At 66.0% G+C, this 26,959-nt stretch carries 24 protein-coding genes; 17 read left to right on the top strand and 7 right to left on the bottom strand.

The annotated features are described in order from the left end of the window. Window positions 1–117 precede the first annotated feature (117 nt). From BLW48_RS01830 to BLW48_RS01820, 3 genes are read left to right on the top strand one after another with little or no spacing between them, the layout of a single operon-like run. On the top strand, window positions 118–2,865 hold the full coding sequence (locus BLW48_RS01830) for a tannase/feruloyl esterase family alpha/beta hydrolase (RefSeq protein WP_093172295.1): 2,748 nt from the start codon (window positions 118–120) through the stop codon (window positions 2,863–2,865). A 50-nt stretch (window positions 2,866–2,915) separates the two neighbouring features. Beyond that, window positions 2,916–4,211, top strand: a complete 1,296-nt coding sequence (locus tag BLW48_RS01825; protein ID WP_371127538.1) for an alpha/beta hydrolase family protein — start codon at window positions 2,916–2,918, stop codon at window positions 4,209–4,211. A 43-nt stretch (window positions 4,212–4,254) separates the two neighbouring features. Continuing rightward, window positions 4,255–5,232: a tripartite tricarboxylate transporter substrate-binding protein gene (locus BLW48_RS01820; protein ID WP_093049105.1), complete on the top strand. Its 978-nt coding sequence runs from the start codon at window positions 4,255–4,257 to the stop codon at window positions 5,230–5,232. Here the strand turns inward: BLW48_RS01820 and BLW48_RS01815 are convergent. Together BLW48_RS01815 and BLW48_RS01810 are read right to left on the bottom strand one after the other, a co-directional pair. Then, window positions 5,204–7,090 (bottom strand): ATP-binding response regulator, encoded by a 1,887-nt coding sequence (locus BLW48_RS01815; protein WP_093172291.1) that lies wholly within the window; start codon window positions 7,088–7,090, stop codon window positions 5,204–5,206. The genes BLW48_RS01820 and BLW48_RS01815 overlap by 29 nt on opposite strands. Window positions 7,091–7,160: 70 nt before the next feature. Then, complete coding sequence (locus BLW48_RS01810) at window positions 7,161–8,009, bottom strand: class I SAM-dependent methyltransferase (RefSeq protein WP_093172289.1); 849 nt, start codon at window positions 8,007–8,009, stop codon at window positions 7,161–7,163. A gap of 78 nt (window positions 8,010–8,087) precedes the next feature. On the opposite strand from BLW48_RS01810, the gene BLW48_RS01805 reads away from it, so the two are divergent. Next, complete coding sequence (locus BLW48_RS01805) at window positions 8,088–8,525, top strand: helix-turn-helix domain-containing protein (RefSeq protein WP_093049114.1); 438 nt, start codon at window positions 8,088–8,090, stop codon at window positions 8,523–8,525. Here BLW48_RS01805 and BLW48_RS01800 read toward each other — a convergent pair. Next, window positions 8,522–9,301, bottom strand: a complete 780-nt coding sequence (locus BLW48_RS01800) for an IclR family transcriptional regulator (protein WP_093050352.1) — start codon at window positions 9,299–9,301, stop codon at window positions 8,522–8,524. The two genes, BLW48_RS01805 and BLW48_RS01800, sit on opposite strands and share 4 nt — an antisense overlap. Before the next feature lie 188 nt (window positions 9,302–9,489). Here BLW48_RS01800 and BLW48_RS01795 point away from each other — a divergent pair, with 188 nt between their 5' ends. The 8 genes from BLW48_RS01795 (at window position 9,490) to BLW48_RS01760 (ending at window position 16,900) form a co-directional block, all read left to right on the top strand. Further along, entirely contained in the window at window positions 9,490–10,365 is an 876-nt protein-coding gene (locus tag BLW48_RS01795; RefSeq protein WP_093172287.1) for an amidohydrolase family protein, read from the top strand. 8 nt (window positions 10,366–10,373) lie between these two features. Then, entirely contained in the window at window positions 10,374–11,894 is a 1,521-nt protein-coding gene (locus BLW48_RS01790) for a sugar ABC transporter ATP-binding protein (protein WP_093172285.1), read from the top strand. Between the two features lie 16 nt (window positions 11,895–11,910). After that, complete coding sequence (locus BLW48_RS01785) at window positions 11,911–12,936, top strand: ABC transporter permease (protein ID WP_093049123.1); 1,026 nt, start codon at window positions 11,911–11,913, stop codon at window positions 12,934–12,936. 44 nt (window positions 12,937–12,980) lie between these two features. Then, the gene (locus BLW48_RS01780; protein WP_093049126.1) at window positions 12,981–13,934 is read left to right on the top strand and encodes an ABC transporter substrate-binding protein; all 954 of its coding nucleotides are present in this window, start codon (window positions 12,981–12,983) and stop codon (window positions 13,932–13,934) included. Between the two features lie 20 nt (window positions 13,935–13,954). Next, window positions 13,955–15,232, top strand: a complete 1,278-nt coding sequence (locus BLW48_RS01775) for an L-fuconate dehydratase (protein ID WP_093172283.1) — start codon at window positions 13,955–13,957, stop codon at window positions 15,230–15,232. Window positions 15,233–15,250: 18 nt separating this feature from the next. Continuing rightward, a complete protein-coding gene (locus tag BLW48_RS01770; RefSeq protein WP_093172281.1) occupies window positions 15,251–16,027 on the top strand; it encodes an SDR family oxidoreductase in 777 nt (258 codons plus the stop codon). Between the two features lie 29 nt (window positions 16,028–16,056). Then, the gene (locus BLW48_RS01765; RefSeq protein WP_093172279.1) at window positions 16,057–16,386 is read left to right on the top strand and encodes an L-rhamnose mutarotase; all 330 of its coding nucleotides are present in this window, start codon (window positions 16,057–16,059) and stop codon (window positions 16,384–16,386) included. A 73-nt stretch (window positions 16,387–16,459) separates the two neighbouring features. Next, window positions 16,460–16,900 carry a helix-turn-helix domain-containing protein gene (locus tag BLW48_RS01760; protein ID WP_093172277.1) on the top strand — a complete coding sequence of 147 codons (441 nt, stop codon included), beginning with the start codon at window positions 16,460–16,462 and terminating at the stop codon, window positions 16,898–16,900. Between the two features lie 18 nt (window positions 16,901–16,918). On the opposite strand, the gene BLW48_RS01755 is transcribed toward BLW48_RS01760, so the two are convergent. From BLW48_RS01755 to BLW48_RS01745, 3 genes are all read right to left on the bottom strand, one after another. Continuing rightward, the gene (locus tag BLW48_RS01755) at window positions 16,919–18,253 is read right to left on the bottom strand and encodes an MFS family transporter (protein ID WP_093050355.1); all 1,335 of its coding nucleotides are present in this window, start codon (window positions 18,251–18,253) and stop codon (window positions 16,919–16,921) included. 132 nt (window positions 18,254–18,385) lie between these two features. Continuing rightward, window positions 18,386–19,543: an alpha-hydroxy acid oxidase gene (locus tag BLW48_RS01750; RefSeq protein WP_093049139.1), complete on the bottom strand. Its 1,158-nt coding sequence runs from the start codon at window positions 19,541–19,543 to the stop codon at window positions 18,386–18,388. A 123-nt stretch (window positions 19,544–19,666) separates the two neighbouring features. Next, a complete protein-coding gene (locus BLW48_RS01745) occupies window positions 19,667–20,551 on the bottom strand; it encodes a LysR substrate-binding domain-containing protein (protein ID WP_093075686.1) in 885 nt (294 codons plus the stop codon). Between the two features lie 120 nt (window positions 20,552–20,671). On the opposite strand from BLW48_RS01745, the gene BLW48_RS01740 reads away from it, so the two are divergent. Continuing rightward, complete coding sequence (locus tag BLW48_RS01740) at window positions 20,672–22,333, top strand: L-lactate permease (protein WP_093172275.1); 1,662 nt, start codon at window positions 20,672–20,674, stop codon at window positions 22,331–22,333. Here the strand turns inward: BLW48_RS01740 and BLW48_RS01735 are convergent. Next, on the bottom strand, window positions 22,311–22,922 hold the full coding sequence (locus tag BLW48_RS01735) for a TetR/AcrR family transcriptional regulator (RefSeq protein WP_093172273.1): 612 nt from the start codon (window positions 22,920–22,922) through the stop codon (window positions 22,311–22,313). The two genes, BLW48_RS01740 and BLW48_RS01735, sit on opposite strands and share 23 nt — an antisense overlap. A gap of 86 nt (window positions 22,923–23,008) precedes the next feature. Here BLW48_RS01735 and BLW48_RS01730 point away from each other — a divergent pair, with 86 nt between their 5' ends. From BLW48_RS01730 to BLW48_RS01715, 4 genes are all read left to right on the top strand, one after another. Next, window positions 23,009–23,434: a nuclear transport factor 2 family protein gene (locus BLW48_RS01730; RefSeq protein WP_093172271.1), complete on the top strand. Its 426-nt coding sequence runs from the start codon at window positions 23,009–23,011 to the stop codon at window positions 23,432–23,434. Between the two features lie 45 nt (window positions 23,435–23,479). Further along, window positions 23,480–24,658 (top strand): sensor histidine kinase, encoded by a 1,179-nt coding sequence (locus BLW48_RS01725; protein WP_093172269.1) that lies wholly within the window; start codon window positions 23,480–23,482, stop codon window positions 24,656–24,658. 128 nt (window positions 24,659–24,786) lie between these two features. After that, entirely contained in the window at window positions 24,787–25,455 is a 669-nt protein-coding gene (locus BLW48_RS01720; protein WP_093172267.1) for a response regulator transcription factor, read from the top strand. 218 nt (window positions 25,456–25,673) lie between these two features. After that, window positions 25,674–26,957 (top strand): CmpA/NrtA family ABC transporter substrate-binding protein, encoded by a 1,284-nt coding sequence (locus BLW48_RS01715; protein ID WP_371127537.1) that lies wholly within the window; start codon window positions 25,674–25,676, stop codon window positions 26,955–26,957. The last annotated feature ends 2 nt before the right edge of the window (window positions 26,958–26,959 follow it).

The raw sequence follows: 26,959 nt of genomic DNA, 5'->3' as shown, positions 1-26,959 counted from the left end.
TTTTTTTCGTATGAAGAGTGCCTTGTTATTTTATTTGACCCTAAGTCACCCTGAATCTATCGTCCGGCCGCCTATTCAAAAAGCGGCCCACCGAGGCCGCATGCCGGAGACAAATCCATGCGCACAACGCGCCCCGCCTCGATGTTTCGTGCCGTCGTTTCCGCGATCGGTATTTCGCTGATCCTTGTCGCCTGTGGTGGCGGCGGTGGGGGAGGCGGCGGTGCCGGCTTCCTCCCGATCCTGCCCACAACCCCGCCCGCCAGCGACGGCAATAACCCGCCCGCCGACAACCCGCCGGACGGCCCGCCCGACAACCCGCCGCCCCCGCCCGTGCAGCCGGTTGTCTCCTGTGCCGACCTGTCGGGCAAGAGCCTGCCCGCCTCGCTCATCAGTCTGCCCACGCAAGGCGCCACCGTCACCAGTGCCACGCCCGTGGCCGCGGGCGACGTGGGCAACACGCTCGGCGACTACTGCCGCGTGCGCGGCACCATCCAGCCGGTGGACCCCGCTTCGCAGGTCATCAACTTCGCGGTGAACCTGCCCGAGAAGTGGAACCAGAAGACCATCCACTTCGGCGGCGGCGGCTTCGACGGCGTGCTCATCGACGGCACCGAGGTCATCCGCTTCGGCCCCGCCGACAAGCCCGCGCCGCTGGCGCTGGGCTACGCCACCTACGGCGACGACTCGGGCCACCAGTCGGGCAGCATCACCGACGGCAAGTTCGCGGCCAACGACGAGCAGCTGGCCAACTACGGCGGCCTCTCGCTCAAGAAGACGCGCGACGTGGCGCAGGCGCTGGTGCTCGCGCGCTACGGCATGGCGCCCAAGCACGCCTACTTTCTCGGCACCTCGACCGGCGGGCGCGACGCGCTGAGCTACATCCAGCGCTGGCCGCTGGACTACGACGGCGTGATCGCCAACGAACCCGCGCTCAACTACACCGGCACGCGCCTGTCGAACGTGGCCGTGGGCCGCGCCCTGTACCGCAACGGCGGCGCGGGCTGGATGAACGTGACCAAGACGCTGCTGGTGCAGAAGACCGTGATGAACGCCTGCGACAAGCTCGACGGCGCAGCCGACAACCTCATCAGCAACGTGGAGAGCTGCCGCCTGCTGAACATGCAGATCCTGGCCTCGCTGCGCTGCCCCGGCGGCACGGACACGGGCAACACCTGCCTGTCGGACGCGCAGCTCGACACCGTGCGCGCCATCGAGAACCCGCTGGACTTCACGACCTACTCGCTGGCCAACGGCGTGAAGCGCGCGGGCGGCTACAACATCCTCGAAGGCACGCTGGTGGCCGGCCCGTACACCACGCGCGACCTCGGCACGCGCGCCGTGCCGGGCAACCCGGCGACCTCGCTGGACGCCAACATGTACGTCACCGGCGACCAGTGGGTGAAGTACTTCGTCACGCGCATCGACGCCTTCGATTCGCTCACCTTCGACCCACTTGACCCGGGCACCTACACCGCGCGAGTGACGGCGGTATCGAACCTCACGGACGCGACCAACCCCAACCTGGCACCGTTCTTCGGCCATGGCGGCCGGCTCATCATGCTGCACGGGCTGGCCGACGAGGTGATCAGCAACAACTCGACCATCGACTACTACAAGCAGGTCGTCGCCACGCTGGGCCAGGCGGCGGTCGACCAGGGCATGCGCTTCTACACCGTGCCCGGCATGGGCCATGGCACCGGCAGCTTCATTCCCAACTGGGACTCGCTCGCCGCGCTCGAAGGCTGGGTAGAGGGCGGCCTCGCGCCCGCCACCGGCATCGCGGCCGACGCGGTGGCCGGCACCTATGGCCGCACGCGCCCGCTGTGCCGCTTTCCGGCATGGCCCAAGTACCGCGGCAGCGGCAGCCTGGACGCGGCCGTCAACTACAGCTGCGTGACCGAGGTCGGCGACCCGCTGGCCTGCCCGAACCTGCCCGCCTCCGTCACCAGCTACAAGGGCGGCAACAGCTTCGGCGAAGAGCTGCGCGTGCAGATCGACCCCGCCGCCATGACCTACGCCATAACCATCGACGCCAGCCTGCAGCGCACCGTGGGCACGCAACGCACCGGCTCGCTCATTGCCGAGGGCAACTGCAGCTATTCGAGCGCCGAGAGCGGCGCGGTGTTCAGCTTCGGGCCCGGCGGCGTGGTGTCGGGCGGCGTGAATGCGCCCAGCGGCGGCGGCTTTGCGCCCCTGGTGGCGTTCCAGAACACCTTCGCGGCGGCGCCGGTGTCGGGCGACTTCAAGTCGGTGGCGAACATCTTCAACGCGGTGGGCGTGCAGCAGGGCACGGGCGGCACCAGCGCGCAGTCGCTGGCCGTGCGGCTGCGCAATGCGGGCACCTTCCAGTACTGCCGCGACCCGGTGTCGGGCGGCTTCATGATCTACGACGCCAACTGCACGCAGACCGAGAAGGGCTACGTCGCCTACAACACCACGCGCGCCTCGTTCGACCTGTTCACCACCTCGCCCACGGGCAGCGCCGTGACCACCGGCGGCACGCTCACCGGCTCGATGGTGATCGGCCTCGTCAACGGCGTGGCCGTGCCGGTGCACCTGGTGCGCGAGTCGGCCGCGAATGCGGGGCTGCGTGTGTTCGGCCTGCAGCAGAGCCTGACGCCCGGCACGGCCGACGGGAGTTATGCGCTGGTCAGTGTCAAGGGCGAGAACCACGATGCCACGGTGGCCGGCAACGGTTTCAATCTGGCGGGTGCTGCCGCGGTGCTGAGCTACGACGCGCCCGTGCTGGGCGTGGTGCAGGCCGATGCGGGCCGACCGGGCAATTTCATCTTCAACAGCGGCGTTCTCGCCTTCGTCTCCGACCCGGGAGCGAACGCGGCGCTCGAATTCGGAGTACGCCATTGAAAAAACGACTGTCCAGCCTCGCGGCATTCGCACTGATCGGCGCTGCGCCGATGTTGTCCGCGCATGCGGCGGCGACCGCACCCAAGGCCACCACCTGCCCCGCGCCGGTGCCTGAGGCCGCGCGCTGCTACACCGGTGAGGACGGCATGGGCGCCCTCTACTGGATCGCCATTCCGAAGGACTGGAACCGCGGCGTGCTCGTCATGCACGCCCACGGCGGCCCCGAGACCGGACCGCCCAAGCTCGAGCGCAGCGCGGAAGACCTCAAGCGCTGGGCCGTCACCGTGAAGGCCGGCTACGCCTGGGCTGGCTCCACCTACCGGCGCGGCGGCTACGGCGTGACCATGTCGGCCGAAGACACCGAGCGCCTGCGCCAGATCTTCGTGCGCCACTTCGGCCAGCCGCGCCGCACGCTGCTGCACGGGCAGAGCTACGGCGCGGGCGTGGCGGCGAAAGCGGCCGAGCTGTATGCGCCGGCCGGCGGCGCGAAGAGCCCATACGACGGCCTGCTGCTGACCAGCGGCGTGCTCGGCGGCGGCAACAGCGCCTACGACTTCCGGCTCGACCTGCGCGTGGTGTACCAGTACGTCTGCCGCAACCACCCGCGCCCCGACGAGCCGCAGTACCCGCTGTGGATGGGCCTGCCGATGGACTCGAAGCTCACGCGTGCCGAACTTGCAGAACGCGTGAAGGCATGTACCGGCGTCGGCCTGCCCGCCGCGCAGCGCACGCCGGAGCAGGCGGCGAAACTGAAGACCATTCTTTCGGTCGTGAAGATCCAGGAGCGCTCGTTGGTGGGGCACCTCACATGGGCGACCTGGCTGTTCCAGGACCTGGTGCAGAAACGGCTGAACGGCCGCAACCCCTTCGGCAACATCGGCGTGGTCTACAGCGGCTCGGCCGACGATGCTGCGCTCAATGCCGGCGTGGCGCGCTACGCGGCCGACCCGCAGGCCAAGGGCGCACTGGCGGCCGACAGCCAGCCCACCGGCCGCACCGCGCTGCCCACCGTGGGCCTGCATGCCATCGACGACCCGACCGCTTTCGTCGAACTGGAGAATTCCTATCGCCGCATCCGCGATGCGGCAGGCACCGGTGACCTGCTGGTGCAGAGCTTCAGCAACGAGCGCGAGCACAGCTACCTCAGCGATTCGGAATATCCCGCGCTCTTTGCCGTGTTGCTCGACTGGATCGACAAGGGCGAGAAGCCCACGCCCGAAAGCCTCGCGCAGCGCTGCAAGTCGCTGATGCCTCGCTACGATGCCGACGGCAAGAACGGCTGTCACATCCAGCGCACGTGGCAGCCGCCCGCGCTCGAAAGCCGCGTGCCGTCACGCGCGCCCTGATCCAATTTTTTCATCCTCTTTTTTCCAACGTCCCGGAGACTCCATGAAGAAACTGTTCGCCCTCGCGGCGATCGCCGCTGCCGCCGTCGCTGCCCACGCGCAGGACTTTCCGGGCAGCAAGCCCGTCACCATCGTCGTGCCCTTCGCGGCCGGCGGCCCGACCGACCGCGTGGCGCGCGACCTTGCCGAGGCGCTGCGCAAGCCGCTCGGCGGCAACACCGTCATCATCGACAACGTGCCCGGTGCCGGCAGCTCCATCGGCGCGGCCAAGGTGGCGCGCGCCGCACCCGACGGCTACACGCTGCTGCTCAACCACATCGCGATGGCGACCGTGCCGAGCCTGGTGCGCAACGTGCCGTTCAAGGTCGAAACCGATTTCGAATACCTGGGCATCGTCAACGACGTGCCGATGACGCTCATCTCCAAGCCCAGCATTCCCGCCAGCAACTACAAGGAACTGAGCACCTGGATCGCCGCCAACAAGGGCAAGATCAACATCGGCAACGCGGGCGTGGGCTCGGCCTCGCACCTGTGCGGCCTGCTGTACCAGAGCGCCACCAAGACCGAGATGACGCCCGTGCCCTACAAGGGCACCGCCCCGGCCATCACCGACCTGATCGGCGGCCAGATCGACCTGCTGTGCGACCAGACCACCAACACCACGCCGCAGATCCAGGCCGGCAAGGTGAAGGCCTTTGCGGTCACCACGTCGAAGCGGCTTGCGCTGCCGATGCTGAAAGACTTGCCGACGCTTGACGAAGCCGGGCTGAAGAACTTCCAGGTCACCATCTGGCACGGTCTCTATGCGCCGAAGGGCACGCCTGCGCCGGTGCTGAAGAAGCTGAATGACGCGCTGAAGGTTGCGCTGAAAGACCCGGACTTCATCCATCGTGAAGAGCTGCTGGGCGCCGTGGTGGCTACTGATGGGCGCATCGAGCCCGCAGGTCACAAGAAGTTCGTGATCGAAGAGATCGCCAAGTGGACGCCTGTGATCAAGGCGGCTGGCGTCTACGCGGACTGAGGGCTGGCTCCCTTTCCTCGCTGCGGATGATCTGGTGCAGGGTGCGCAGCAGCACCTCCGGCTGAACCGGCTTGAACATCACGACCAGATCGCTGGCGTAAGCGGCACGCACACGCTCGGGGTCGGTATCGCCCGTGACCAGGATCGTGGGCACGCGACGGCCGGCAAGCTGGCGCAGTTCCGCGGTCGCCTGGATGCCGTCCTGCGGGTCAGCAAGCCGAAAGTCGACGATGAAAGCGTCGAAGTCTTCCGGCGTTGCCCGCACCTGTGCGCAGGCATCGGACAGCCGGGTGGTGATTTCGATGCGCTCGCAGTAGGGTGCCAGCCACATGCGCACCGCCTCACCCACAGGTTGCTCGTCGTCGAGCAGCAGTACGCGTGGCGGCACCAGCGGTAGCTCCGTGGTGTCGATCGCGGCGGGAGCGGGTGTAGCCGTGGGCGCTAGGGCCGGGGCTGCCGGTGCCGGTGGTCGGCGCGGCAGGTCGACCCAGAACACGCTGCCATGGTCCTGCCGGGAACGCACGCCGACTTCACCGCCGAGCAGGTCGACCAGGCGCTTGACGATGGCCAGCCCGATGCCCAGGCCACGCGCGACATCACGTTGCGGGTTGTCGACCTGGTAGAACTCGTCGAACACATGAGGCAGATGCTCGGGTGCGATGCCCAGGCCTGTGTCCCACACGGCCAGGCGCAAACGGTCGCCGCGTGGTCGCGCGCTCACAAGAATGCCGCCGTGCCGTGTGTACTTGAGGGCGTTGTCGACGAAGTTGGTCAGCACGCGCAGCAGCAGGTCGGCATCGGTTTTCAGCCATTCGGGCCCGGTATGGAACCGCAGCGAGAGCCCCGCCTGCTGGGCGCGCGGCTCGAAGAGCTGTGACAGCCGCAGGAACAGCGGGTCCACGGCGATCTCCATGGGCTGGGGCACCACCGTGCCCGCATCGATCTTGGAGATGTCCAGCATCGCGTTGAGCAGGCCGCTCACTGCGTCGGTCGCCTGCACGACGCGGCCGGCCACGGGGGCAAGCGGGTGGTCCGCGAGGTCGCGCTCCAGCGAGCGCGAGAACAGCGCCAGTGCATGCACGGGTTGGCGCAGGTCATGGCTGGCCGACGCGAAAAATCGGCTGCGCTCGCGGTTGAGCCGCTGCAGCTCGAACGACTGGCGCAGCAGCTGCTCGCTCAGCAGTTCCTTGTCGATCTGGTCAGACAGGCTGCGCCGGATGAGCTGGTGCTGCGACAGTGCGTAGCGCGCCATCGAGCCGCCGAACAGCAGGCCGACCACGCAGGTGAACCAGCCGTCCGTGCCGCCCATCCACGCGAAGCGCGTCACCACGCCCAGCGTGAGCGGAATGGTGACCACAGGCACCATGGCGCGCCATGTGGCGATCACCGGCACCGAGCCCATCAGCACGGCGAACATGCCCAGCAGCAGTATCAGGATTCGCATGGGCGATTCCGTACCCGGCGGCATCAGCGCCCAGGGCGCCAGCGTCCACATGGACATGTAGGCGCCCAGCGGGCACATGAAGCGCCACGCGCCGTCGGGCTGGCGCAAGGTGAACTCGGGCTCCGGGTACAGACGCGCGTTCCAGCGCATGAACACCAGCCTCAGGCCGAGCAGCGCGCAGATCACGAAGCCCCATATCAATGCGCCGAGCCCGCGCGTCATCCAGAAGAACACGCCGGCCATCGCGATGGCTGCGGCCAGCGCTGTGAGCACCGTGGGCGGGCCCATCACGAACATGCGGCGCAACAGGCGTTCGCGAACCAGCTGGGCATGGGAGTCGCCGGGGCCAGGCGGTGCATCTGCGCCCGTGATCGTGTTGCCTGGCGCGGATGAGGGTGAGCCCTGCGTACTCATGAAGGGCAGTGTAAGGGAGGCGATACGTGTGCAAGGCTTGCAGGAGTTCGTGCGGCGCGCTCCGGTGCTTTCAAGGTGCGCGTGCAACGACCATCCAGCAGGCGGCGGTCAGGCGCACTTCGTCGCCATGCACAAAAGGCTCGAAGGCGGCACGCACCGTGTCGATGACCCGTGCACGCATGCGCTCGTCCGCCTGCTGAAGCACATTGCCGACGGGGCCGAGCCGGCTCAGGTAGCCAAGCAGTTCTGTCTCGCGCATGGTGCAGGGCACGTCGATGGGCTGGATGTCGATGTCGGCCCAGCCGCTCTCTTCGAGGATGGCGTGGATCCGGCGCTTGTCGCCGAAGGCGAACTGGCCGGGCGCATCCGGCCGGCGGGCGGGGAGGTTCGGCAGCAGCGGCGCGGCGGCACGCTCGGCGGTGGTCATGAACGGGTTTTCTGCCGCACTGCGCCAGGCGATGAAGCGCAGCTCGGCGTTGTCCCTTGCGGCAGTCCGCAGGTTGGCAAAGGCCCGCACGGGGTCGTCGAAGAACATCACGCCGAAGCGCGACATGATGCTGTCGAAGCTCGCGGGCTCGAAGGCATGGGTCTGCGCGTTGGCGCAGATGAAGCTTGCCGGCGAGCCTTCGCGCTCGGCGCGGCTGCGGGCGACGGCAATCATCGGCTCCGAGATGTCGATGCCGACGCAACCGCCTTCGGCGCCGTGCAGCCGTGCGAATGCGAGCGTGGTGCTGCCGGTGCCGCAGCCCACGTCGAGCACGCGGCTTCCTGGGCGGGCGGACGCAGCCTCGACGAGCAGGTCTTCGAAGGGCTGGAACAGGCGGTCGAGCGTTGCCTGCGTGTCGACCCAGGCGCGTCCGGCCGAGCCGTTCCAGAGCCTTGCCTGTTCGTCGCCGGCCTGCGGGGTGGTGTCGTCCATGGTCGTTTCCTTTGGCTTGCCTTCATGAGGCGGAAAACGCACTATGCAAGTTCAAGTCGGCTTGAGGTCAAGAGGGTAATGAAACATCTGGATATCGGCGAGGTTGCGCAGCGCTCCGGCGTGCCCGCCTCGACGCTGCGCTATTACGACGAGAAGGGGCTGATCGCCTCGACCGGGCGGCAAGGCCTGCGCCGCCTGTTCGATGCCGGCGTGCTGGAGCGGCTCGCACTCATTGCACTGGGGCGCGCCGCCGGCTTCTCTCTGGACGAGATCGCGCGCATGTTCGGGCCCAACGGGCAGCCGCGCATCGACCGGTTGATGCTCACAGCCAAGGCGGAAGAACTCGACAGGACGATCCGCAGCCTGAGCGCCATGCGCGACGGCCTGCGGCACGCTGCTGTGTGCCGCGCGCCCAGTCACATGGAATGCCCCACCTTTCGCCGCATCCTCGGGGCTGCGGCGTCCGGGGCCATCGGCGGGCGAAAGAAGAAGGCGCCCAAGCCTCCCGGGAACTAGGCGTTCGCGAGCAGCGAAAGGTCGCGCGCAGCCTGCAGCATCAGTTCGCGCGCGCGGTCCAGCGACGGAATGGCATGGCGGTCGATGCGCCGGATGTACGGCGTGGTGAGCACCGCCAGCGCATGCCCGTGCGGGCCGAGGATGGGGCACGAGATGTCGATCACGCCGAAGTACTGCATGCTCTCGCGCTGCCGGTAGCCGGTGGCGCGGACGGCTTCGAGCATGTGCTCCAGCTCGTCGGGCGGTATCTGCACCTCGCCGTCGAGCGCCACGTGCTCGGCCACCATCTGCTTGCGCCGCTCGTCCGATTCGCAGGCCAGCAGCACCTGGCCTGAACCGGTGTCGAGCAGGTTCACGCGTGTGCCGGGCCGCACTGTCATGTTGCTCGCCGCCGGGCTGTTGACCTGCGCCACGATCTGAACGTTGCCCCGGTCGTACACGCCCAGGTGGCACGACTGCTCGGCCTCCTTCACGTAGCGGTCCATCACCGGAAGCGCCTGCGTGACCAGCCGGTGGTTCGGCGGGTAGCGGTGCGCCAGGTCGAACATCTTCAGGCTCAGGCTGTAGCGGTCGCCCGCGAGCGAACGCAGCACGTACTGCCGCGCCACCAGCCGTTCGAGCATGCGGTAGATCTCGCTCGGGCCACGGTCGAGCGCCTTCACGATCTCGCCGCGCGTCAGGCCCTCGGGCTGGTCGGCCAGCAGTTCGAGGATGTCCAGGCCCTTGTCGAGCGCGGGCGCGCGGTAGCGCTCCGGGTCTTCGGCTGGCTTGCTCAGGATGTCGGTTTGAATCGATTTGTTCACTGATGAATTTCAACAGCAGACATCGCTTTTTGCAAGTTTCGTTCTACGGGTAAGCACCCATGAAGTGTGCTTGACGCTAAAAGTTCGTATGTAAATACTCTGTTCACACATGGACTAGAGAGGCAAGGCGTTCGGCAGCATACCGCTGCCCGCGACCCGACATGATCCAGCGCATCGACTCGCACCAGCATTTCTGGCGGCCCGCACGCGGCGACTACACGTGGTTGAGCGCGAGCGTGCCGGCGCTGGCCCCGCTGGTGCGCGACTTCCTGCCCGAAGACCTCGCGCCGCTGCTGCAGGCTCACGGCGTGGGCCGGACCGTACTGGTGCAGGCCGCCGAGTCGAAGGCCGAAACCGACTTCATGCTCGACCTGGCCACGGCGCACGACGTCATCGGCGGCGTGGTCGGCTGGGTCGACCTGAGCCGGCCCGGCGCCGTCGCCTCGCTGGAGCGGATGGCGCGGCACCCCAGGTTCAAGGGCGTGCGGCCGATGCTGCAGGACCTGCCCGACGACGACTGGATCGCGCACCGGCCGCGTCCCGATGCGCTGCGCACCTTGCTGCGGCTCGGCCTGCGCTTCGATGCGCTGGTGAAGCAACGGCACCTGCCGCCGCTGCTGCGCTTCCTGAAGCAATGGCCGGAGCTGCCCGTGGTGGTCGACCATGGGGCCAAGCCCCCCGTCGGCGCGCACGGCAGCGAAGACTTCGAGCGATGGCGCAAGAGCATTGCAGCGGTCGCGGCACTGCCGCAGGTGTGCTGCAAGTTCTCGGGGCTGTGGGGTGAGGCTCCGCCATTCACGCACGGCGACGTCGATGCGGCGGTGCGCGCCGTGCGCCCGGTGTGGGAGCACCTGCTCGACGTGTTCGGGCCCGATCGCCTGATGTGGGGCAGCGACTGGCCCGTGCTCACATTGGCCGGCAACTACGCGGGCTGGGTCGCAGTGAGCGAGGCCTGCATCGGCAGCCTTTCGCCGAGCGAGCAGGCCAGCGTGTGGCGTGGCACGGCGCAGCGCTTCTACGACCTGTCACCGCACTGAGATTGCCCATGACGCAACCCATCGTCACCCTTCGCGACCTGAGCAAGTCTTTCGCCGGCGTGCGCGCGCTCGACAAGGCGCAGTTCGATCTGCTGCCCGGCGAGGTGCATGCGCTCATGGGCGAGAACGGCGCGGGCAAGTCCACGCTGATGAAGGTGCTGGCGGGCGTGTACCGCAAGGACTCCGGCGAAGTGCTGCTCGACGGCCAGCCCGTGGACATCGCGAGCCCGCGCGCTGCGCAGGCCCTGGGCATCGGCATCATCCATCAGGAGCTCAACCTGATGAACCACCTGAGCGCCGCGCAGAACATCTTCATCGGCCGCGAGCCGCGCGGGCGCTTCGGCCTCTTCATCGACGAAGAAGCCATGTGCGCCGAGACGCAACGCATCTTCGAGCGCATGAACCTGCGGCTCGACCCGCGCACGCCGGTCGGTGAGCTCACGGTGGCCAAGCAGCAGATGGTGGAGATCGCCAAGGCGCTGTCGTTCGACTCACGCGTGCTCATCATGGACGAGCCCACCGCCGCGCTGAACAACGAAGAGGTGGCCGACCTGTTCCGCATCATCGGGCGGCTGAAGTCGCGGGGCGTGGCCATCGTCTACATCTCGCACAAGATGGACGAGCTCAAGCGCATCGCCGACCGCGTGACCGTGATGCGCGACGGCCAGTACATCGCCACCGTGCCGATGGCCGAAACGCCGATGGATTCGCTCATCGCCATGATGGTGGGCCGCCAGCTCGCGGAAGTGGAAACCGACATGCCCGACACCTCGGGCAACGAGATCGTGCTCGAGGCCAGGGGCATCTGCCGCGGAACGATGGTGCGCAACGCGAGCTTCATGCTGCGCCGCGGCGAGATCCTCGGCTTTGCGGGCCTGATGGGCGCGGGCCGCACCGAGCTGGCGCGCGCCGTGTTCGGTGCCGACCGTATCGACGTGGGCGAGGTCTTCGTGCACGGCAAGAAGGTGTCGATCAAGTCGCCCGAGGACGCGGTGGCGCACGGCATCGGCTACCTGTCGGAAGACCGCAAGCACTTCGGCCTGGCCACCGGCATGGACGTGGAAACCAACATCGCGCTGCCGAGCATGAAGAAGTTCCTGTCGATGGGCCTGTTCATCGACCAGGGCGCCATCGAGGCGGCCGGCGAGCGCTACGTGAAGCAGCTCAGCATCAAGACGCCTTCGGTGCGCCAGCAGGTGCGGCTGCTGTCGGGCGGCAACCAGCAGAAGATCGTGATCGCCAAGTGGCTGCTGCGCGACTGCGGCGTGCTCTTCTTCGACGAGCCCACGCGCGGCATCGACGTGGGCGCCAAAGCCGAGATATACCGCCTGCTCAACGAGCTTGCCGCGCAGGGCAAGGCCATCGTGATCATCTCTTCGGAGCTGCCCGAGATATTGCGCATGAGCCATCGCGTGCTCGTGATGTGCGAAGGCCGCATCACCGGCGAGCTGCCGGCGCGCGAAGCCTCGCAGGAAAAGATCATGCAGCTCGCCACCCGGCGTGAAACCACCGCTGCTGCCACCGCATGACGATTGGAGACACCCTTTGACGACCCCCACCGCCACCACCGCTGTCACGCCCGGCTTCTCGCTGAGGGCACGGCTCTTCCGCCCCGCCACCAGGCAGAAGCTGCTGGCCTTTGCCAGCCTCGTCGCGCTGATGGTGTTCTTCAGCGTCGCGTCGCCGCAGTTTCTGCAGGCCGACAACCTCGTGAGCATCCTGCAGTCGACAGCGGTGAACGGCGTGCTGGCCATTGCCTGCACCTTCGTCATCATCACCGCGGGCATCGATTTGTCGGTTGGCACGCTGATGACCTTCTGCGCCGTCATGGCCGGCGTGGTGCTCACCTACATGGGCATGCCGCTCGCACTCGGCATTGCGGCCGCGATTCTCTTCGGCGCGCTGGCAGGCTTTGTCTCTGGCGTGCTGATCGCCAAGCTCAAGATACCGCCCTTCATCGCGACGCTGGGCATGATGATGCTGCTCAAGGGCTTGTCATTGGTGATTTCAGGCACCAAGCCGATCTACTTCAACGACACGCCGGACTTTCCGGCGATCTCGCAAGACTCGCTCATCGGCTACTTCATTCCGGCGCTGCCGATTCCCAATGCGGTGCTGATCCTGTTCCTGGTGGCGGTGGCCGCGAGCATCGTGCTCAACAAGACCATCCTGGGCCGCTACACCTTCGCGCTCGGCAGCAATGAAGAAGCGGTGCGCCTTTCGGGCGTGAACACCGACTTCTGGAAGATCGTGGTGTACACGGTGAGCGGTGGCATCTGCGGCATTGCGGGCCTCTTGATTGCTTCGCGGCTGAATTCAGCGCAGCCCGCGCTGGGGCAGGGCTATGAGCTCGACGCCATTGCGGCCGTCGTCATCGGCGGCACGTCGCTCAGCGGCGGCACCGGCACCATCGTCGGCACGATCATCGGCGCCTTCATCATGAGCGTGCTCACCAACGGCCTGCGCATTCTTTCGGTCGCGCAGGAGTGGCAGACGGTGGTCACGGGCGTGATCATCATCCTGGCCGTGTATGCCGACATCCTGCGCCGCCGCGGCAGCAAGACGCATTGATTCCCCTCGATTTCGTTTCGTTCTACAACCACAGGAGACTTCGCATGATCCAGAGAAGAACAGCCGTTGCGTGCACGCTGGGCGCGGCGCTCATCGGCCTTGCCGGCATCGCGCAGGCACAGACGCAAGAGGTCTACATCCCGCTCGTGTCCAAGGGCTTCCAGCACCAGTTCTGGCAGGCCGTGAAGTCGGGCGCCGAGCAGGCCGCGAAAGACTACAAGGTCAAGGTCACCTTCGAAGGCCCCGAGACCGAGGCCATGGTCGACAAGCAGATCGACATGCTTTCTGCCGCGCTCGCCAAGAAGCCGCAGGCCATCGGCTTTGCCGCGCTCGACAGCCAGGCGGCCATTCCGCTGCTGAAGAAGGCGCAGGCCGCGAAGATCCCGGTGGTGGCATTCGACTCGGGCGTGGACAGCGACATTCCCGTGACCACCACGACCACCGACAACAAGGCTGCCGCCGCGCTCGCAGCCGACAAGATGGCCGAGCTGATCGGCAAGAGCGGCGAAGTCGCGCTGGTGGTGCACGACCAGACCAGCCGCACGGGCGTCGACCGGCGCGACGGCTTCGTGAACCGCATCAAGTCGACCTACCCGAACATCAAGATCGTGAGCGTGCAGTACGGCGGCGGCGACCAGTTGAAGTCGACCGAGATCACCAAGTCGATATTGCAAGCCTCGCCAAACCTCAAGGGCATCTTCGGCGCCAATGAAGGCTCTGCCATCGGCGTGGTCAATGGCGTGAAGGAGATGAAGCGCAACGGCAAGGTCGTGATTATCGGCTACGACTCCGGCAAGCAGCAGAAGAACGCCATCATGGACGGCAGCATGGCCGGCGCCATCACGCAGAACCCCGTAGGCATGGGCTACAAGACCGTCGAGATGGCCGTGAAGGCCATCAAGGGCGAGAAGCTGCCGAAGGTGGTCGACACCGGGTTCTTCTGGTACGACAAGACCAACATCGCCGATCCGAAGATCGCAGCGGTGCTGTACGACTGATCGCTCGCCCGCAAAGTCCCATGACCATCGTCCGATCCATGCGCGTGCTCGACGTGCGCTTTCCCACCTCGCAGCATCTGGACGGCTCCGATGCGATGAACCCCGACCCCGACTATTCGGCGGCGTACGTCGTGCTCGAAACCGACCAGCCGGGGCTCGAAGGCCACGGCCTCACCTTCACCATCGGCCGCGGCAACGAGATCTGCTGCGCGGCCATCGAGGCGATGCGGCATCTGGTCGTTGGGCTCGACCTGGCGTGGGTGGCCGAGGACATGGGCCACTTCTGGCGGCACGTGACATCGGACAGCCAGCTGCGCTGGATCGGCCCCGACAAGGGCGCGATTCATCTTGCGACCGGCGCGGTGGTCAATGCGATGTGGGACCTGTGGGCCAAGTCCGAAGGCAAGCCTGTGTGGCAGCTGGTGGCCGACATGAGCCCCGAGGAGCTGGTGCGATGCATCGACTTTCGCTACATCACCGACTGCATCGCGCCGGATGAGGCACTGGCCCTGCTGCGCGCGGCGGCCGTTGGCAAGGCCGAACGCATCGCCACACTGCAGGCCGAGGGCTACCCCTGCTACACCACATCGGCCGGCTGGCTGGGCTACTCCGACGAGAAGCTGCGGCGCCTCGCGCAAGAGGCTGTGGATGCGGGCTTCAACCACATCAAGCTGAAGGTGGGGCGCGACCTGCAGGACGACATCCGCCGCCTGCGCGTGGCGCGCGAGGTGCTCGGGCCCGACCGGCACCTGATGATCGACGCCAACCAGGTGTGGGAAGTGGGCCAGGCCATCGACTGGGTGCGTCAGCTGGCGTTTGCCAAGCCGTGGTTCATCGAGGAACCCACCAGCCCCGACGACGTGGAAGGCCACCGCAAGATTCGCGAGGGCATCGCACCGGTGAAAGTGGCCACGGGCGAGATGTGCCAGAACCGCATCATGTTCAAGCAGTTCATCATGCGCGGCGGCATCGACGTGGTGCAGATCGACGCGTGCAGGCTAGGCGGCGTGAACGAGATTCTTGCGGTGATGCTGATGGCCGCGAAGTACAAACTGCCCGTGTGCCCGCATGCAGGGGGAGTGGGGCTGTGCGAGTACGTGCAGCACCTGTCGATGATTGACTACCTCTGCATCTCGGGCACGCACGAAGGCCGCGTGGTCGAGTATGTCGACCACCTGCACGAGCACTTCGTCGAACCCTGCGAGATTCGCAATGCGGCCTACATGCCGCCGAAGGGCGCGGGCTTCTCGATCACGATGAAGCCGGAGTCGCTGGAGAAATACCGCTTTCGTGGATAAGGAAAGGCATCGCACAGCATGGACCTGAATCTGAAGGACAAGGTGGTGATCGTTACCGGTGGCGGCAGCGGAATCGGCGCGGCCATTTCGATGACGCTGGCACAGGAGGGCGCGGTGCCTGTGATCTGCGGGAAGAATCCGCTCGAAGCGCCTTTTGAAGAGGCATTGCGCTCGCTGCAGCCGCGTGCGCGGTTCTTCCAGTTCGAGCTGATGGAAGAAACCGCTTGTGCCAAGGCCATTGCCGATACCGCTGCCGAGTTCGGTCGCATCGATGGCCTGGTCAACAACGCAGGTGTGAACGACAGCGTGGGGCTGGAGGCAGGACGCGAGGCCTTCGTACGTTCACTCGAACGCAACCTCGTCCATTGCTACGTGATGGCGCATTACTGCCTGTCGCACCTGAAGGCCAGCCGCGGCGCGATCGTGAACATCTCGTCGAAGACGGCAATAACGGGGCAGGGCAACACCAGCGGCTACACCGCCGCCAAGGGCGGGCAACTGTCGCTGACGCGTGAGTGGGCTGCTTCATTGCTGGAGGACGGCGTTCGCGTGAACGCGGTGATCCCGGCCGAGGTGATGACGCCGCTGTACCAGCGCTGGATTTCCGCGTTCGACGAGCCTGATCGCAAGCTCGCGGAGATCACCGACAAGATCCCGCTTGGCCGCCGCATGACGACTCCACAGGAGGTTGCGGACAACGTCGTGTTCCTGTTGTCGGAGCGTGCCGCGCACACCACCGGGCAATGGGTGTTTGTGGACGGCGGATATACGCATCTGGACCGGGCGCTGACCTGATTGATTCCCTGCTTTGATCGGAACAAGCCATGCGCCATTTCCTGGCCCTCGATTTGAAAGACGACCCTGTATTGATCGCCGAGTACGAGGCTTATCACCGCAGCATCTGGCCCGAGGTGCGCGAGCACCTGAATGCGCACGGCATAACGGGCATGGAGATCTACCGGCTCGGTACGCGGATGGTGATGCTGATGGAGACGGACGATGCTCGCTACGACGCCGATGCCATGGCGCTTGCCACGCGGAGCAATCCAAAGATCAGGGAGTGGGAAGAACTGATGTGGAAGTTCCAGGCGCCCACGCCATGGACACCCGAAGGGGAGAAGTGGGTCGCAATGACGCGGATCTTCGCTTTGTAATCAAAAGATTCAAATTTGATCCAAGATTTGACATTCTTGTCCCGTGTTTACATTTGCTGGGCACAATGCCGGCATGCCAAACATTGCATCCATCCTTAAATCTGAGATCTCGCGTGTCGCCCGCAAGGAAGTCCGCGCAGAAATGGAAACCCTCAAGAAGGCATCGGTTCATCACCGCGCGGCCATAGCGGCATTGCGCCGCCAGGTGAGTTCACTGGAGAAGGAACTGCGCAACGTTGCCAAAGGCACGGCCCGCAGCGCACGCGCGAGCGAACCCGACGAGTCGGATGAAAGCGGAACCAAGCGCCGCTTCAGTGCCGGGCGCCTGGCTGCGCATCGCACGAAGCTGGGTATTTCCGCCGCGTCTTATGGAAAGCTGGTGGGCGTGTCGGGCCAGACGATCTACCACTGGGAACAGGGCAAGGCCCGGCCCAGGGCAGCGCAACTCGAGAACCTTGCTTCGGTGCGCGGGCTGAGCAAGCACGAAGTGGCGCAGCGTCTGGAAGCCGAGTAGCCAGCCGCCAGTGTTGGTTCAGTGATCGTGATGAAGGTAGCTCGCTTGCCTCGGCAGGCGCAGGCTCACCAGGAACGCGATCACCATCATCGCGCTCACATACCAGAAGAACGCCGACTCGTGTCCCAGTGACTTGAGTCCCAGCGCCACGTATTCCGCCGAGCCGCCGAAGATCGCGTTGGCCACGGCATAGGCCAGCCCTACGCCCAGCGCCCGTACTTCAGGCGGGAACATCTCCGCCTTCACGATCCCGCTGATCGAGGTGTAGAAGCTCACGATGGCCAGCGCCACGATGATCAGCACGAAGGCCATCACCGGGCTCGTCGTGTGCTGCAGTGCGGTAAGGATGGGCACGGTCGTCAGCGCGCCGAGCCCGCCGAACAGCAGCATGTTGTTGCGCCGCCCGATGCGGTCCGACAGCGCGCCGAACACCGGCTGCATGCACATGTAGGCGAACAGCGCCCCGGTCATCACATAGCTCGCGGTCTTGATGGGCAGGTGCACGGTGTTCACCAGGTACTTCTGCATGTACGTGGTGAAGGTGTAGAAGATCAGCGAGCCGCCGGCCGTGTAGCCCAGCACCGTGAGGAAGGCGGGCGTGTGATGCCTGAACAGGCCGGCCATGCTGCCGGCCTCCTTGTTCTTCTTCGCTTCGTCGGTCTGCGTTTCATGCAGCGTGCGGCGCAGCAGCAGCGCGACAACCGCTGCGATGGCGCCGATGACGAACGGAACACGCCAGCCCCAGGCCTTGAGTTCGGCCTCGGTCAGCAGCTGTTCGAGCACCACGATCACCAGCACCGCGAGCAGTTGCCCGCCGATCAGCGTGACGTACTGGAATGACGAGAAGAAGCCGCGCTGGCCGCGCAGTGCCACCTCGCTCATGTAGGTGGCGGTGGTGCCGTATTCGCCGCCAACCGACAGCCCCTGGAACAGGCGGCAGATCAGCAGCAGGAAGGGCGCCCACGCGCCGATCTGCGCGTAAGTCGGCAGGCACGCGATGACGAGCGAGCCGGCGCACATCATCGTCACCGAGATCAGCATCGACGTCTTGCGTCCCAGCCGGTCGGCCACGCGACCGAAGAGCCAGCCGCCGATGGGCCGCATCAGGAAGCCGGCCGCGAATACGCCGGCGGTGTTCAGCAACTGGGCGGTGGGGTCCGATTTGGGAAAGAAGGCCGGTGCGAAGTACAGCGCCGAGAACGCATACACGTAGAAGTCGAACCACTCGACCAGGTTGCCGGAAGAGGCCGCCATGATCGCGAAGACGCGGTGGCGCTTTTCTTCGGCCGTGTAGTGCGGGAGTGGCGAAGCAGAGGCCGCTGGGCCTCCCGGAACAGGCGTGACTGCGCTCATGGTGCCTTCTTGTGCCGTGCAGGCAATGTTGTTGTTGCCAAAACATTCTGCGCCGGCAAGAGGCTGCGGCGTGTCGGTCAACGCCGCATCGGCCTACCCCCGAAGTGGCCTTCGGGAGGCCTTCAGGCAAGCCTAGAACGTACCCGGCAGCAGGATGCTCGAATCGACTTCGTCGATGTTCGTGCGGCCGCAGAAAGCCATCGTGATGTCGAGCTCCTTGTGGATGAGCTGCAGCGCGCGCGTCACGCCCTCTTGCCCATAGGCACCCAGGCCATACAGGAAGCTGCGGCCGATCATGGTGCCGCGAGCGCCCAGCGCGCGGGCCTTGAGCACGTCCTGCCCGCTGCGGATGCCGCCGTCCATCCACACCTCGATCTCGGTGCCCACCGCGTCGACGATGGCAGGCAGCGCCGCGATGGATGATGGCGCGCCATCGAGCTGCCGGCCGCCGTGGTTCGACACGATGAGCGCATCGGCGCCGCTCGAGGCTGCAAGGCGCGCGTCTTCCACGTCCATGATGCCCTTGAGGATGAGCTTGCCGCCCCAGAGCTTCTTGATCCATTCGACATCGGCCCAGCTCAGCGCGGGGTCGAACTGCTCGGCGGTCCACGACGACAGCGACGATAGGTCCTTCACGCCCTTGGCATGGCCCGCGATGTTGCCGAAGGTGCGGCGCTTGGTGCCCAGCATGCCCATGCACCAGCGCGGCTTGGTGGCCAGGTTGATCAGGTTCTTGATGGTGGGCTTGGGCGGCGCTGTGAGGCCGTTCTTGATGTCCTTGTGGCGCTGCCCGAGGATCTGCAGGTCGAGCGTGAGCTGCAGGGCCGTGACGTTGGCGGCCTTTGCGCGCTCGATGAGGCGTTCGATGAAGTCGCGGTCCTTCATCACGTAGAGCTGGAACCAGAAGGGATGGCGGTCGGTGCCTTCGGCAATGTCTTCGAGCGAGCAGATGCTCATGGTCGACAGCGTGAACGGAATGCCGAAGGCCTTGGCTGCGCGCGCGCCGAGGATCTCGCCGTCGGCATGCTGCATGCCGGTGAGGCCGGTGGGCGCAATGGCCACGGGCATTGCGGCCTCCTGGCCGACCATGGTGGTACGGGTGGAGCGGCCTTCCATGTTCACGGCCACGCGCTGGCGCAGCTTGATCTTCTGGAAGTCGCTCTCGTTCGCGCGGTAGGTGCCCTCGGTCCAGGCGCCGGAGTCGGCGTAGTCGTAGAACATTTTCGGCACACGCCGCTTGGCGATCACCCGCAGGTCTTCGATGCTGGTGATCTTGGAAAGGTCGGACACGGGCTGTCTCCTGGCTGGTTCTTGTGGGTTGACGAAGGCGAACCGGCCATTATCGGCAGGCGCTCCGGTGCGCCATCTGAAAAAAGCCGGGCTCGCAACTGAAAAAAATTCAGATCGGTCGCTTCACTTGCGCAGGGCCTCGCGCAGCCACTCGACGAAGGTCGCGCACTCCCAGCGCTCCATGGCGCCGGGCCGCCAGCACAGGAAGTAGGCGTTGGGCGAAGGCACGCTGCGCTGCGACAGCCGCACCAGCCGCCCGTTGTCGAGCCAGGCGCTGCCCAGCCGCAGGTGCATCAGCACCACGCCGAAATCTTCAGCCGCCGCGTCGAGCGCGAGCCCGAGGTCGTTGAACTGGTGGCCCGTGGCCGGCTCGGGCAGGCCCACGCCGCAAGCCTTGAACCAGGTGCGCCACGACTCCAGCGGCGTGCGCAGCAACTGCGCGCGCGACACCTCGGCATCGGTGGCAAAGCCGTCGAAGGGGCCGTGGCGCTTCAGGTAGGCGGGGCTGCACACCGGCGAGACCTCGTCGGCCAGCAGTTGGACAAACTCGCGATCGTGAAAGGGCCCGGTGCCGAAGCGCAACTCGATGTCGGCTTCTTCGACCGTGACGTTGCGCACCGGCATGGTCACCTGCAGCATCAGCTCGATGTTCGGGTACGCGTCGCGAAACCGCGCGAGCCGCGGCAGCAGCATCTGCCGCGAGAAGGTCGGCGTGACCGCCACGCGCAGCCGCCGCACCTGCGACTCGGGCTCGCGGCCCGGCACCTGCTGCAGCGCCGCAATGGCCTCGCGCACGCGTGCCAGGTAGGCCATGCCGTCGGCGCTGAGGCTGAAATCGCTACCCACGAAGAACTTCAGCCCCAGCAGCAGTTCGAGCTGGCGGATACGGTGGCTCACCGCGCTGGGCGTCACGCTGAGCTCTTCGGCGGCGAGGTTCACGCTGCGCAGGCGTGCAACGGCCTCGAAGGCCTGCAGGCCCTGGGTCGAGGGGAGACGCGGAGAAACCATCTTTTGCTGGCGAGGGGAGCGGGTTAGGATGGTAGCGAACGCTTTCGGCCGCTCGTGGCAGGACCATTCCCGCCTCGTGTTGCCGACTCAAAAAGATTCCAACAAAGAGGAGACAAGCGCATGGTCTGGCAACAGGTTTACAACCCGTTCGGCAACATGATCGTATCGACGGCACTGGCCGCGATACCGGTGGTGGTGATGCTGGTGTGCCTCGGGTTGCTTCACGTCAAGGCGCATTACGCGGCGGGGCTCGGCCTGCTGAGTGCGGTGGTCATCGCGGTGTTCGCTTTCGGCATGCCGGCCGACATGGCGGGCAAGGCGGCCTTTCTGGGCGGCATCACCGGCCTGCTGCCCATTGGCTGGATCGTGCTGAACATCATCTTCCTGCAGCAGCTCACGCAGCAGAACGGCAGCTTCCAGATACTGCAGGACTCAATTGCCGGCATCACGGAAGACAGGCGCCTGCAGCTGCTGCTCATCGCCTTTGCCTTCGGTGCCTTCTTCGAGGGCGCGGCCGGCTTCGGCACGCCGGTGGCGGTCACGGCGGCCATTCTCATCGGGCTGGGCTTCTCGCCGCTCGCGGCCTCGGGGCTCTCGCTCATTGCCAACACGGCGCCGGTTGCCTTCGGCGCGCTGGGCACACCGGTCATCACGCTGGCCAAGGTGCACGGCTACGACCTGATGGCGGTCACCGCGATGATCGGGCGGCAGCTGCCGTTTTTCTCGCTGCTGGTGCCGTTCTGGCTCATCTGGGCCTTCGCGGGGCGCAAGGGAATGATGGAGGTGTGGCCGGCCATCCTGGTGACGGGCGTGTCCTTTGCGATTCCGCAGTTCCTGGTGTCGAACTACATCGGTCCCGAGCTGGTGGACATCATCGCGGCCATCGTGTCGATGGTTTGCCTGGTGCTGTTCCTGCGCGTGTGGAAGCCGAAGAAGATCTGGACCTCGGTGTCGCTCAAGGGGCACGAAACCGACGGCGGCGAGGCCGGCCCGGCCGTTGTGCCCGCGAAGCATTCGAGCGCCGCCGTGATCCGCGCCTGGACGCCGTGGCTCATCCTCACAGTGTTCGTGTTCATCTGGGGCCTGCCTGTGGTGAAGACCTGGCTCAACGGCATCTTCGCGCCCAACTTCCCCATCGACGGGCTGCACAACATGATCGAGAAGGTGGCGCCCGTGGTGCCCAAGCCGACGAAGGAGGGCGCGGTGTACCAGCTGCTGCTGCTCTCGGCCACGGGCACCGGCATCCTGGTGTCGGCCATCGTGGGCGGGCTGGTGATGAAGTACAACCCCATCCAACTCGTGGCCGCCTATGGCCGCACGCTGTGGCTGGTGAAGTTCTCGCTGCTCACCATCATGCTGATGCTCGCGCTGGGCACGCTCACGCGCTACTCGGGGCTGGACACCACGCTGGGGCTGGCCTTTGCCAACACCGGCATGTTCTACCCGTTCTTCGGCACGCTGATGGGCTGGCTGGGCGTGGCGCTCACGGGCTCCGACACGGCGTCGAACGTGCTCTTCGGCGGCATGCAGAAGGTGGCTGCCGACCAGCTGGGCCTGAGCCCGAACCTGATGGGCGCGGCCAACAGCTCGGGCGGCGTGATGGGCAAGATGATCGATGCACAGTCGATCGTGGTTGCCTCCACCGCCACGCGCTGGTTCAACCACGAAGGCGAGATCCTTCGCTACGTCTTCTTCCACTCCATCGCGCTGGCCTGCCTCGTGGGCTTCTACGTGACCTTGCAGGCCTATGTGTGGCCGTTCACGCTGATGGTCGTGAAGTGACGAGCGTGGCTGTCAGCGCCTGAAGCAAGCGGCGCAGGTCGTCGACCGCTTCGCGCGCGAGTGCGGCGTCGCCCATCTGCGCCTTGACGATGGCGCCGTCGACGCCCAGCGCGGCTGCTTGTGCGATGGCCGTGCGTTGCGGTCCATCGGGCAACAGCCCGGCAATCACCTCGACCATCTCGCGCTTGTGCTCGCGCGCGATTTCGCTGGCACCGGCCACGCTCGTGCCCACTTCCACCACCGAGTTGATGAACGCGCAGCCGCGGAACACCGGGTCGGCAAACCACTCGGCCATCACGTCGGCCAGCATCTCCAGCGCCTGCACGTCGCCGATGCGCTGCTGCGCGCCACGCCGGCCCAGCGCATCGATGAACCATGCCATCCATCGCCCGTGCCGGTGGTCGAGAAAGGCTCGCACCAGATCGTCTTTCGAAGGAAAGTGCCGGTAGAAGGTGACCTTGGTGACGCCCGACGCGGCAATGACGCGGTCGATGCCGGTGGCACGGATGCCATCGGCATAGAAGAGGTCGTGCGCGGTGAGAAGGATGCGCTCGCGCGCAGGCAGCGCAGAGATGACGGAGATGTCCATGCCGCGATTGTAGGCATGTAGACAGGTCTGTCTACATGTGGCACATTGCGGCGCATTCCCCTTCACCACTTCAACGAAAGACCCTCATGGAATCCCGCCCGCCGCTGCCGCCCTTCACCCTTGAGTCGGCCACCAGGAAAGTCCAGGCTGCCGAAGACGCCTGGAACTCGCGCGACCCCGTGCGCGTGAGCCTGGCCTACACGCCCGACACCGAATGGCGCAACCGCGCCGAGTTCGTCAATGGCCGCGACCAGGTGGTCGAGTTCTTGTCGCGCAAGTGGGTGCGCGAGCTCGACTACCGGCTGAAGAAGCAGCTGTGGGCCTTCATGGACAACCGCATCGCGGTGCGCTTCGAGTACGAATGGCACGACGACGCGGGCCAGTGGTATCGCAGCCACGGCAACGAGAACTGGGAGTTCGCGGAGAACGGCCTGATGCAAAGGCGCTTTGCGAGCATCAACGACCAGCCCATCAAGGAGGCGGATCGAAAGTTCCACTGGGCGCGCACCTGACCCGGCCGGGGTGCTTCGGGCACGGCTGTTGCTTGCTTTTGGTGCATGGAGACGCCCGTACTGAACCCGACCGCCAGCCACCCGCTCTGGCAGCACCAGCTAGGCCTGCTGCTTGAGTCGACGGGCGAGGGCATCTTCGGCATCGACCTCGACGGTCATTGCATGTTCATCAACCGGGCCGGCGCGCAGATGCTCGGCTACGAGGTGCGCGACGTGCTCGGTTCGAACATGCACGAGCTCACGCACCACTCGCACCCCGACGGTTCGCACTACGCCGACACCGACTGCCCCATCTTCAACGCCTTCAGACGCGGCCTGCCGTGCCGCATCGACACCGAGGTGTTCTGGCGCCGCGACGGCACCGCCTTCGCGGTCGAATATTCGAGCCACCCCATCATGGATGGCGCGCAGGTGCGCGGCGCCGTCATCACCTTCGTCGACATCACCGAGCGTCGCCGCCAGGCCGAGGCCTTGCAGCAGGCAAAGGACGAACTCGGCCTGCGCGTACAAGAGCGAACCCGTGAGCTCAGCGACGCGCTGGTGCAACTGCGTGAACTCTCTGCCTGGCTCGACAAGGTGCGCGAGGACGAGCGAACCCGCATCGCGCGCGAGGTGCACGACGAGCTCGGAAGCCTGCTGGTGGCGCTGAAGATGGACGTCAACTGGATCGGCAAGCGCCTGGGCGAACAGCAGGAGCGCACGCCCGACGCGGCACAAGCCATGCGCGACCAGATGCGCTGCAAGTGCACGAACATGAGCCAGCTCATCGAACGCGCGGTAGACAACGTGGGGCGCATCATCACCGACCTGCGTCCCAGCATCCTCGACCATCAGGGCCTGTGGGCCGCGCTCGAATGGCAGGCGCACGAGTTCGTGCAGGCGGCGGAGCTCGAACTGGACTGGCGCTTCGATGTGCCGCCTGGCGTGGAGCTGCCCGAGCCCGCTGCCATTGCGGTGTTTCGCATCTTCCAGGAGATGCTGAGTAATGTCGGCCGGCATGCGCGGGCGCGCAGTCTCGAGATCCGCATCGGTGTCGAACAAGAGCAACTGAGCATCAGCGTGCGCGATGACGGTGTCGGCGCACCGGCGCAGGCTTTTGAGGCCACGACTTCCTATGGTGTGCTCGGCATGCGAGAGCGTGCGCGCCACTTCGGCGGGCGCATAGATATCGAAAGCCACGTGGGGGAGGGAAGCACCTTCTGTTTGCACCTGCCGCTGCCATGAAGCCCTGTCTTTCGATTTGCTGCGTCGGTTTGGGGCGCGATCACGCCGACGGGGGACATTCGCGGAGGGGAGTACCCGGTGTCATTCGCACGCACCCCGAACAAGAAGAACAAGCACGGACCAATGAGATGACCGACATCCGCGTACTGATAGCCGACGACCACCGCATCGTGCGAGAGGGCCTCAAGCAGATGCTCGGCGACCTCTCCAACGGCCTGCCCGCAATGACCGTCCGTGCCGAGGCGCAAACAGGCCCCGAAGTGCTGGAAACGGTACAGGCGCTCGGAGGCCAGGAAGGACTCGACGTGGTCCTGCTCGACATCGCGCTCCCGGGCCGCGACGGCCTCGACGTGCTGCAGGCCCTGCGCAAGCAGTGGCCCACGCTCCCGGTGCTGATGCTCAGCACCTACCCCGAGAAGCAGTACGCCGTGCGCTGCATCAAGCTAGGCGCCTCGGGCTACCTCAACAAGAGCGCCGATTCCGACGACATGGTCGGGGCGGTGCGCAAGGTAGCGGCTGGCGGGTTGTATGTGTCGGCAGCTACGGCCGAGGCGCTGGCCACCGCCGTGGGCCGTGGCGCCGGGCAGGGCGCCGAGATGCTCTCGCACCGCGAGCATCAGGTGTACCGCCTGCTCAGCGCCGGGCACAGCGTGAGCGAAATCGGTGCGCAACTGGGCCTGGCGCCCAACACCGTGAGCACCTACCGCGCGCGCATCCTCGAAAAGACCGGCACCAAGAACGACGTGGAACTGGCCCTGTATGCAGAACGCCACGGCAAGCAGGGTGCGACTGGCTGAAAACACGGCCGGTGTGCACCGGCTTGTAGTGCCAGCCCTACAAGGCCTCGACATCGGCGGCACGATCTGGAGCCGCAACGCGTCGAAAGGGAGTTGCGGAGCATTTCCGGCCCGGCGCTTGCAACGGCTGCTGCATCTTTCCAACGAGGTGCACCACCATGTCCAGCCCGCGCGAACAGACCGCCTGCGATCCCTACGATGCCGACCGGCCACTGAAGATGCGCTGCGCCTGCGGGCGCGTGCACGGCGCGGGTGTGCTGCCAGAAGACAAGCTCGAAGCCAGCCTCATGAAGGCGCTGTTCCCTGTCGACAGCGTGCGGCGCGGCTTCCTGCGCGCCGTTGGCGCCAACACCGCGCGCGCCGCCATCGCCTCGGTGTTTCCGCTCGGCGCGCTGCAGGCCATGGCGCAGGAGAAGGCGCCGCTCGAGAAGACCAGGCTCAAGATCGGTTTCATTCCAATCACCTGCGCCACGCCGCTCATCATGGCGCACCCGCTGGGCTTCTATCAGAAGCAGGGCCTCGACGTGGAAGTGGTGAAGACGGCGGGCTGGGCGCTCATCCGCGACAAGATGCTCAACAAGGAGTACGACGCCACGCACTTCCTGTCGCCGATGCCGCTGGCCATTTCGATGGGCGCGGGCTCCAACGCGGTGCCCATGAACGTCGCGACCATCCAGAACACCAACGGCCAGGCCATCACCCTGGCCAACAAGCACAAGGACAAGCGCGACCCCAGGACCTGGAAGGGCCTTAAGTTCGCCGTGCCCTTCGAGTACAGCATGCACAACTTCCTGCTGCGCTACTACGTGGCGGAAGCGGGCCTGAACCCCGACACCGACATCCAGATCCGCGTGGTGCCGCCGCCCGAGATGGTGGCCAACCTGCGCGCAGGCAACATCGACGGCTACCTCGGCCCCGACCCGTTCAACCAGCGCGCCGTGTTCGAGGAAATCGGCTTCATCCACCTGCTCACCAAAGAGCTGTGGAACGGCCACCCGTGCTGCGCCTTCGGCTCCTCGACCGAGTTCATCGAGAAGAACCCCAACACCTTCGCCGCGCTGGTGCGCTCGGTGCTCACCGCATCGGCCATGGCGCGCGATCCGAAGAACCGCGAGCTCATCGCGAAGGTGATCGCGCCCGCGCAGTACCTGAACCAGCCCGAGACCGTGCTCATGCAGGTGCTCACCGGCAAGTTTGCCGACGGGCTGGGCAACATCCGCACCGTGCCCGACCGGGCCGACTTCGACCCTATTCCCTGGCAGTCGATGGCCGTGTGGATGCTCACGCAGATGAAGCGCTGGGGCTACGTGAAGGGCGACATCAACTACAAGCAGATCGCCGAAAAAGTCTTCCTGCTCACCGACGCGAAGAAGCGCATGAAGGACCTGGGCCAGGCCGTGCCCGATGGCGCCTACCCCAAGTTCACGATCATGGGCAAGGTGTTCGATCCGGCGAAGCCCGACGACTACGTCAAGAGCTTCGCCATTGCGAAGATGGCCTGAGC

The sequence above is a fragment of the Variovorax sp. YR266 genome (assembly GCF_900107295.1).
Lineage (GTDB): Bacteria > Pseudomonadota > Gammaproteobacteria > Burkholderiales > Burkholderiaceae_C > Variovorax.
The sequence above is the reverse complement of the archived record's forward strand: the minus strand, read 5'-3'. Positions and strand labels throughout refer to the sequence as shown.

What these genes read in the sequence shown, in the direction of transcription:
- BLW48_RS01830 (WP_093172295.1), top strand. Translation starts at nt 118, where the DNA reads ATGCGCACAACGCGCCCCGCCTCGATGTTTCGTGCCGTCGTTTCCGCG.
- BLW48_RS01825 (WP_371127538.1), top strand. Translation starts at nt 2,916, where the DNA reads ATGTTGTCCGCGCATGCGGCGGCGACCGCACCCAAGGCCACCACCTGC.
- BLW48_RS01820 (WP_093049105.1), top strand. Translation starts at nt 4,255, where the DNA reads ATGAAGAAACTGTTCGCCCTCGCGGCGATCGCCGCTGCCGCCGTCGCT.
- BLW48_RS01815 (WP_093172291.1), bottom strand. Translation starts at nt 7,090, where the DNA reads ATGAGTACGCAGGGCTCACCCTCATCCGCGCCAGGCAACACGATCACG.
- BLW48_RS01810 (WP_093172289.1), bottom strand. Translation starts at nt 8,009, where the DNA reads ATGGACGACACCACCCCGCAGGCCGGCGACGAACAGGCAAGGCTCTGG.
- BLW48_RS01805 (WP_093049114.1), top strand. Translation starts at nt 8,088, where the DNA reads ATGAAACATCTGGATATCGGCGAGGTTGCGCAGCGCTCCGGCGTGCCC.
- BLW48_RS01795 (WP_093172287.1), top strand. Translation starts at nt 9,490, where the DNA reads ATGATCCAGCGCATCGACTCGCACCAGCATTTCTGGCGGCCCGCACGC.
- BLW48_RS01790 (WP_093172285.1), top strand. Translation starts at nt 10,374, where the DNA reads ATGACGCAACCCATCGTCACCCTTCGCGACCTGAGCAAGTCTTTCGCC.
- BLW48_RS01780 (WP_093049126.1), top strand. Translation starts at nt 12,981, where the DNA reads ATGATCCAGAGAAGAACAGCCGTTGCGTGCACGCTGGGCGCGGCGCTC.
- BLW48_RS01775 (WP_093172283.1), top strand. Translation starts at nt 13,955, where the DNA reads ATGACCATCGTCCGATCCATGCGCGTGCTCGACGTGCGCTTTCCCACC.
- BLW48_RS01770 (WP_093172281.1), top strand. Translation starts at nt 15,251, where the DNA reads ATGGACCTGAATCTGAAGGACAAGGTGGTGATCGTTACCGGTGGCGGC.
- BLW48_RS01765 (WP_093172279.1), top strand. Translation starts at nt 16,057, where the DNA reads ATGCGCCATTTCCTGGCCCTCGATTTGAAAGACGACCCTGTATTGATC.
- BLW48_RS01760 (WP_093172277.1), top strand. Translation starts at nt 16,460, where the DNA reads ATGCCAAACATTGCATCCATCCTTAAATCTGAGATCTCGCGTGTCGCC.
- BLW48_RS01755 (WP_093050355.1), bottom strand. Translation starts at nt 18,253, where the DNA reads ATGAGCGCAGTCACGCCTGTTCCGGGAGGCCCAGCGGCCTCTGCTTCG.
- BLW48_RS01745 (WP_093075686.1), bottom strand. Translation starts at nt 20,551, where the DNA reads ATGGTTTCTCCGCGTCTCCCCTCGACCCAGGGCCTGCAGGCCTTCGAG.
- BLW48_RS01740 (WP_093172275.1), top strand. Translation starts at nt 20,672, where the DNA reads ATGGTCTGGCAACAGGTTTACAACCCGTTCGGCAACATGATCGTATCG.
- BLW48_RS01735 (WP_093172273.1), bottom strand. Translation starts at nt 22,922, where the DNA reads ATGGACATCTCCGTCATCTCTGCGCTGCCTGCGCGCGAGCGCATCCTT.
- BLW48_RS01730 (WP_093172271.1), top strand. Translation starts at nt 23,009, where the DNA reads ATGGAATCCCGCCCGCCGCTGCCGCCCTTCACCCTTGAGTCGGCCACC.
- BLW48_RS01725 (WP_093172269.1), top strand. Translation starts at nt 23,480, where the DNA reads ATGGAGACGCCCGTACTGAACCCGACCGCCAGCCACCCGCTCTGGCAG.
- BLW48_RS01720 (WP_093172267.1), top strand. Translation starts at nt 24,787, where the DNA reads ATGACCGACATCCGCGTACTGATAGCCGACGACCACCGCATCGTGCGA.
- BLW48_RS01715 (WP_371127537.1), top strand. Translation starts at nt 25,674, where the DNA reads ATGCGCTGCGCCTGCGGGCGCGTGCACGGCGCGGGTGTGCTGCCAGAA.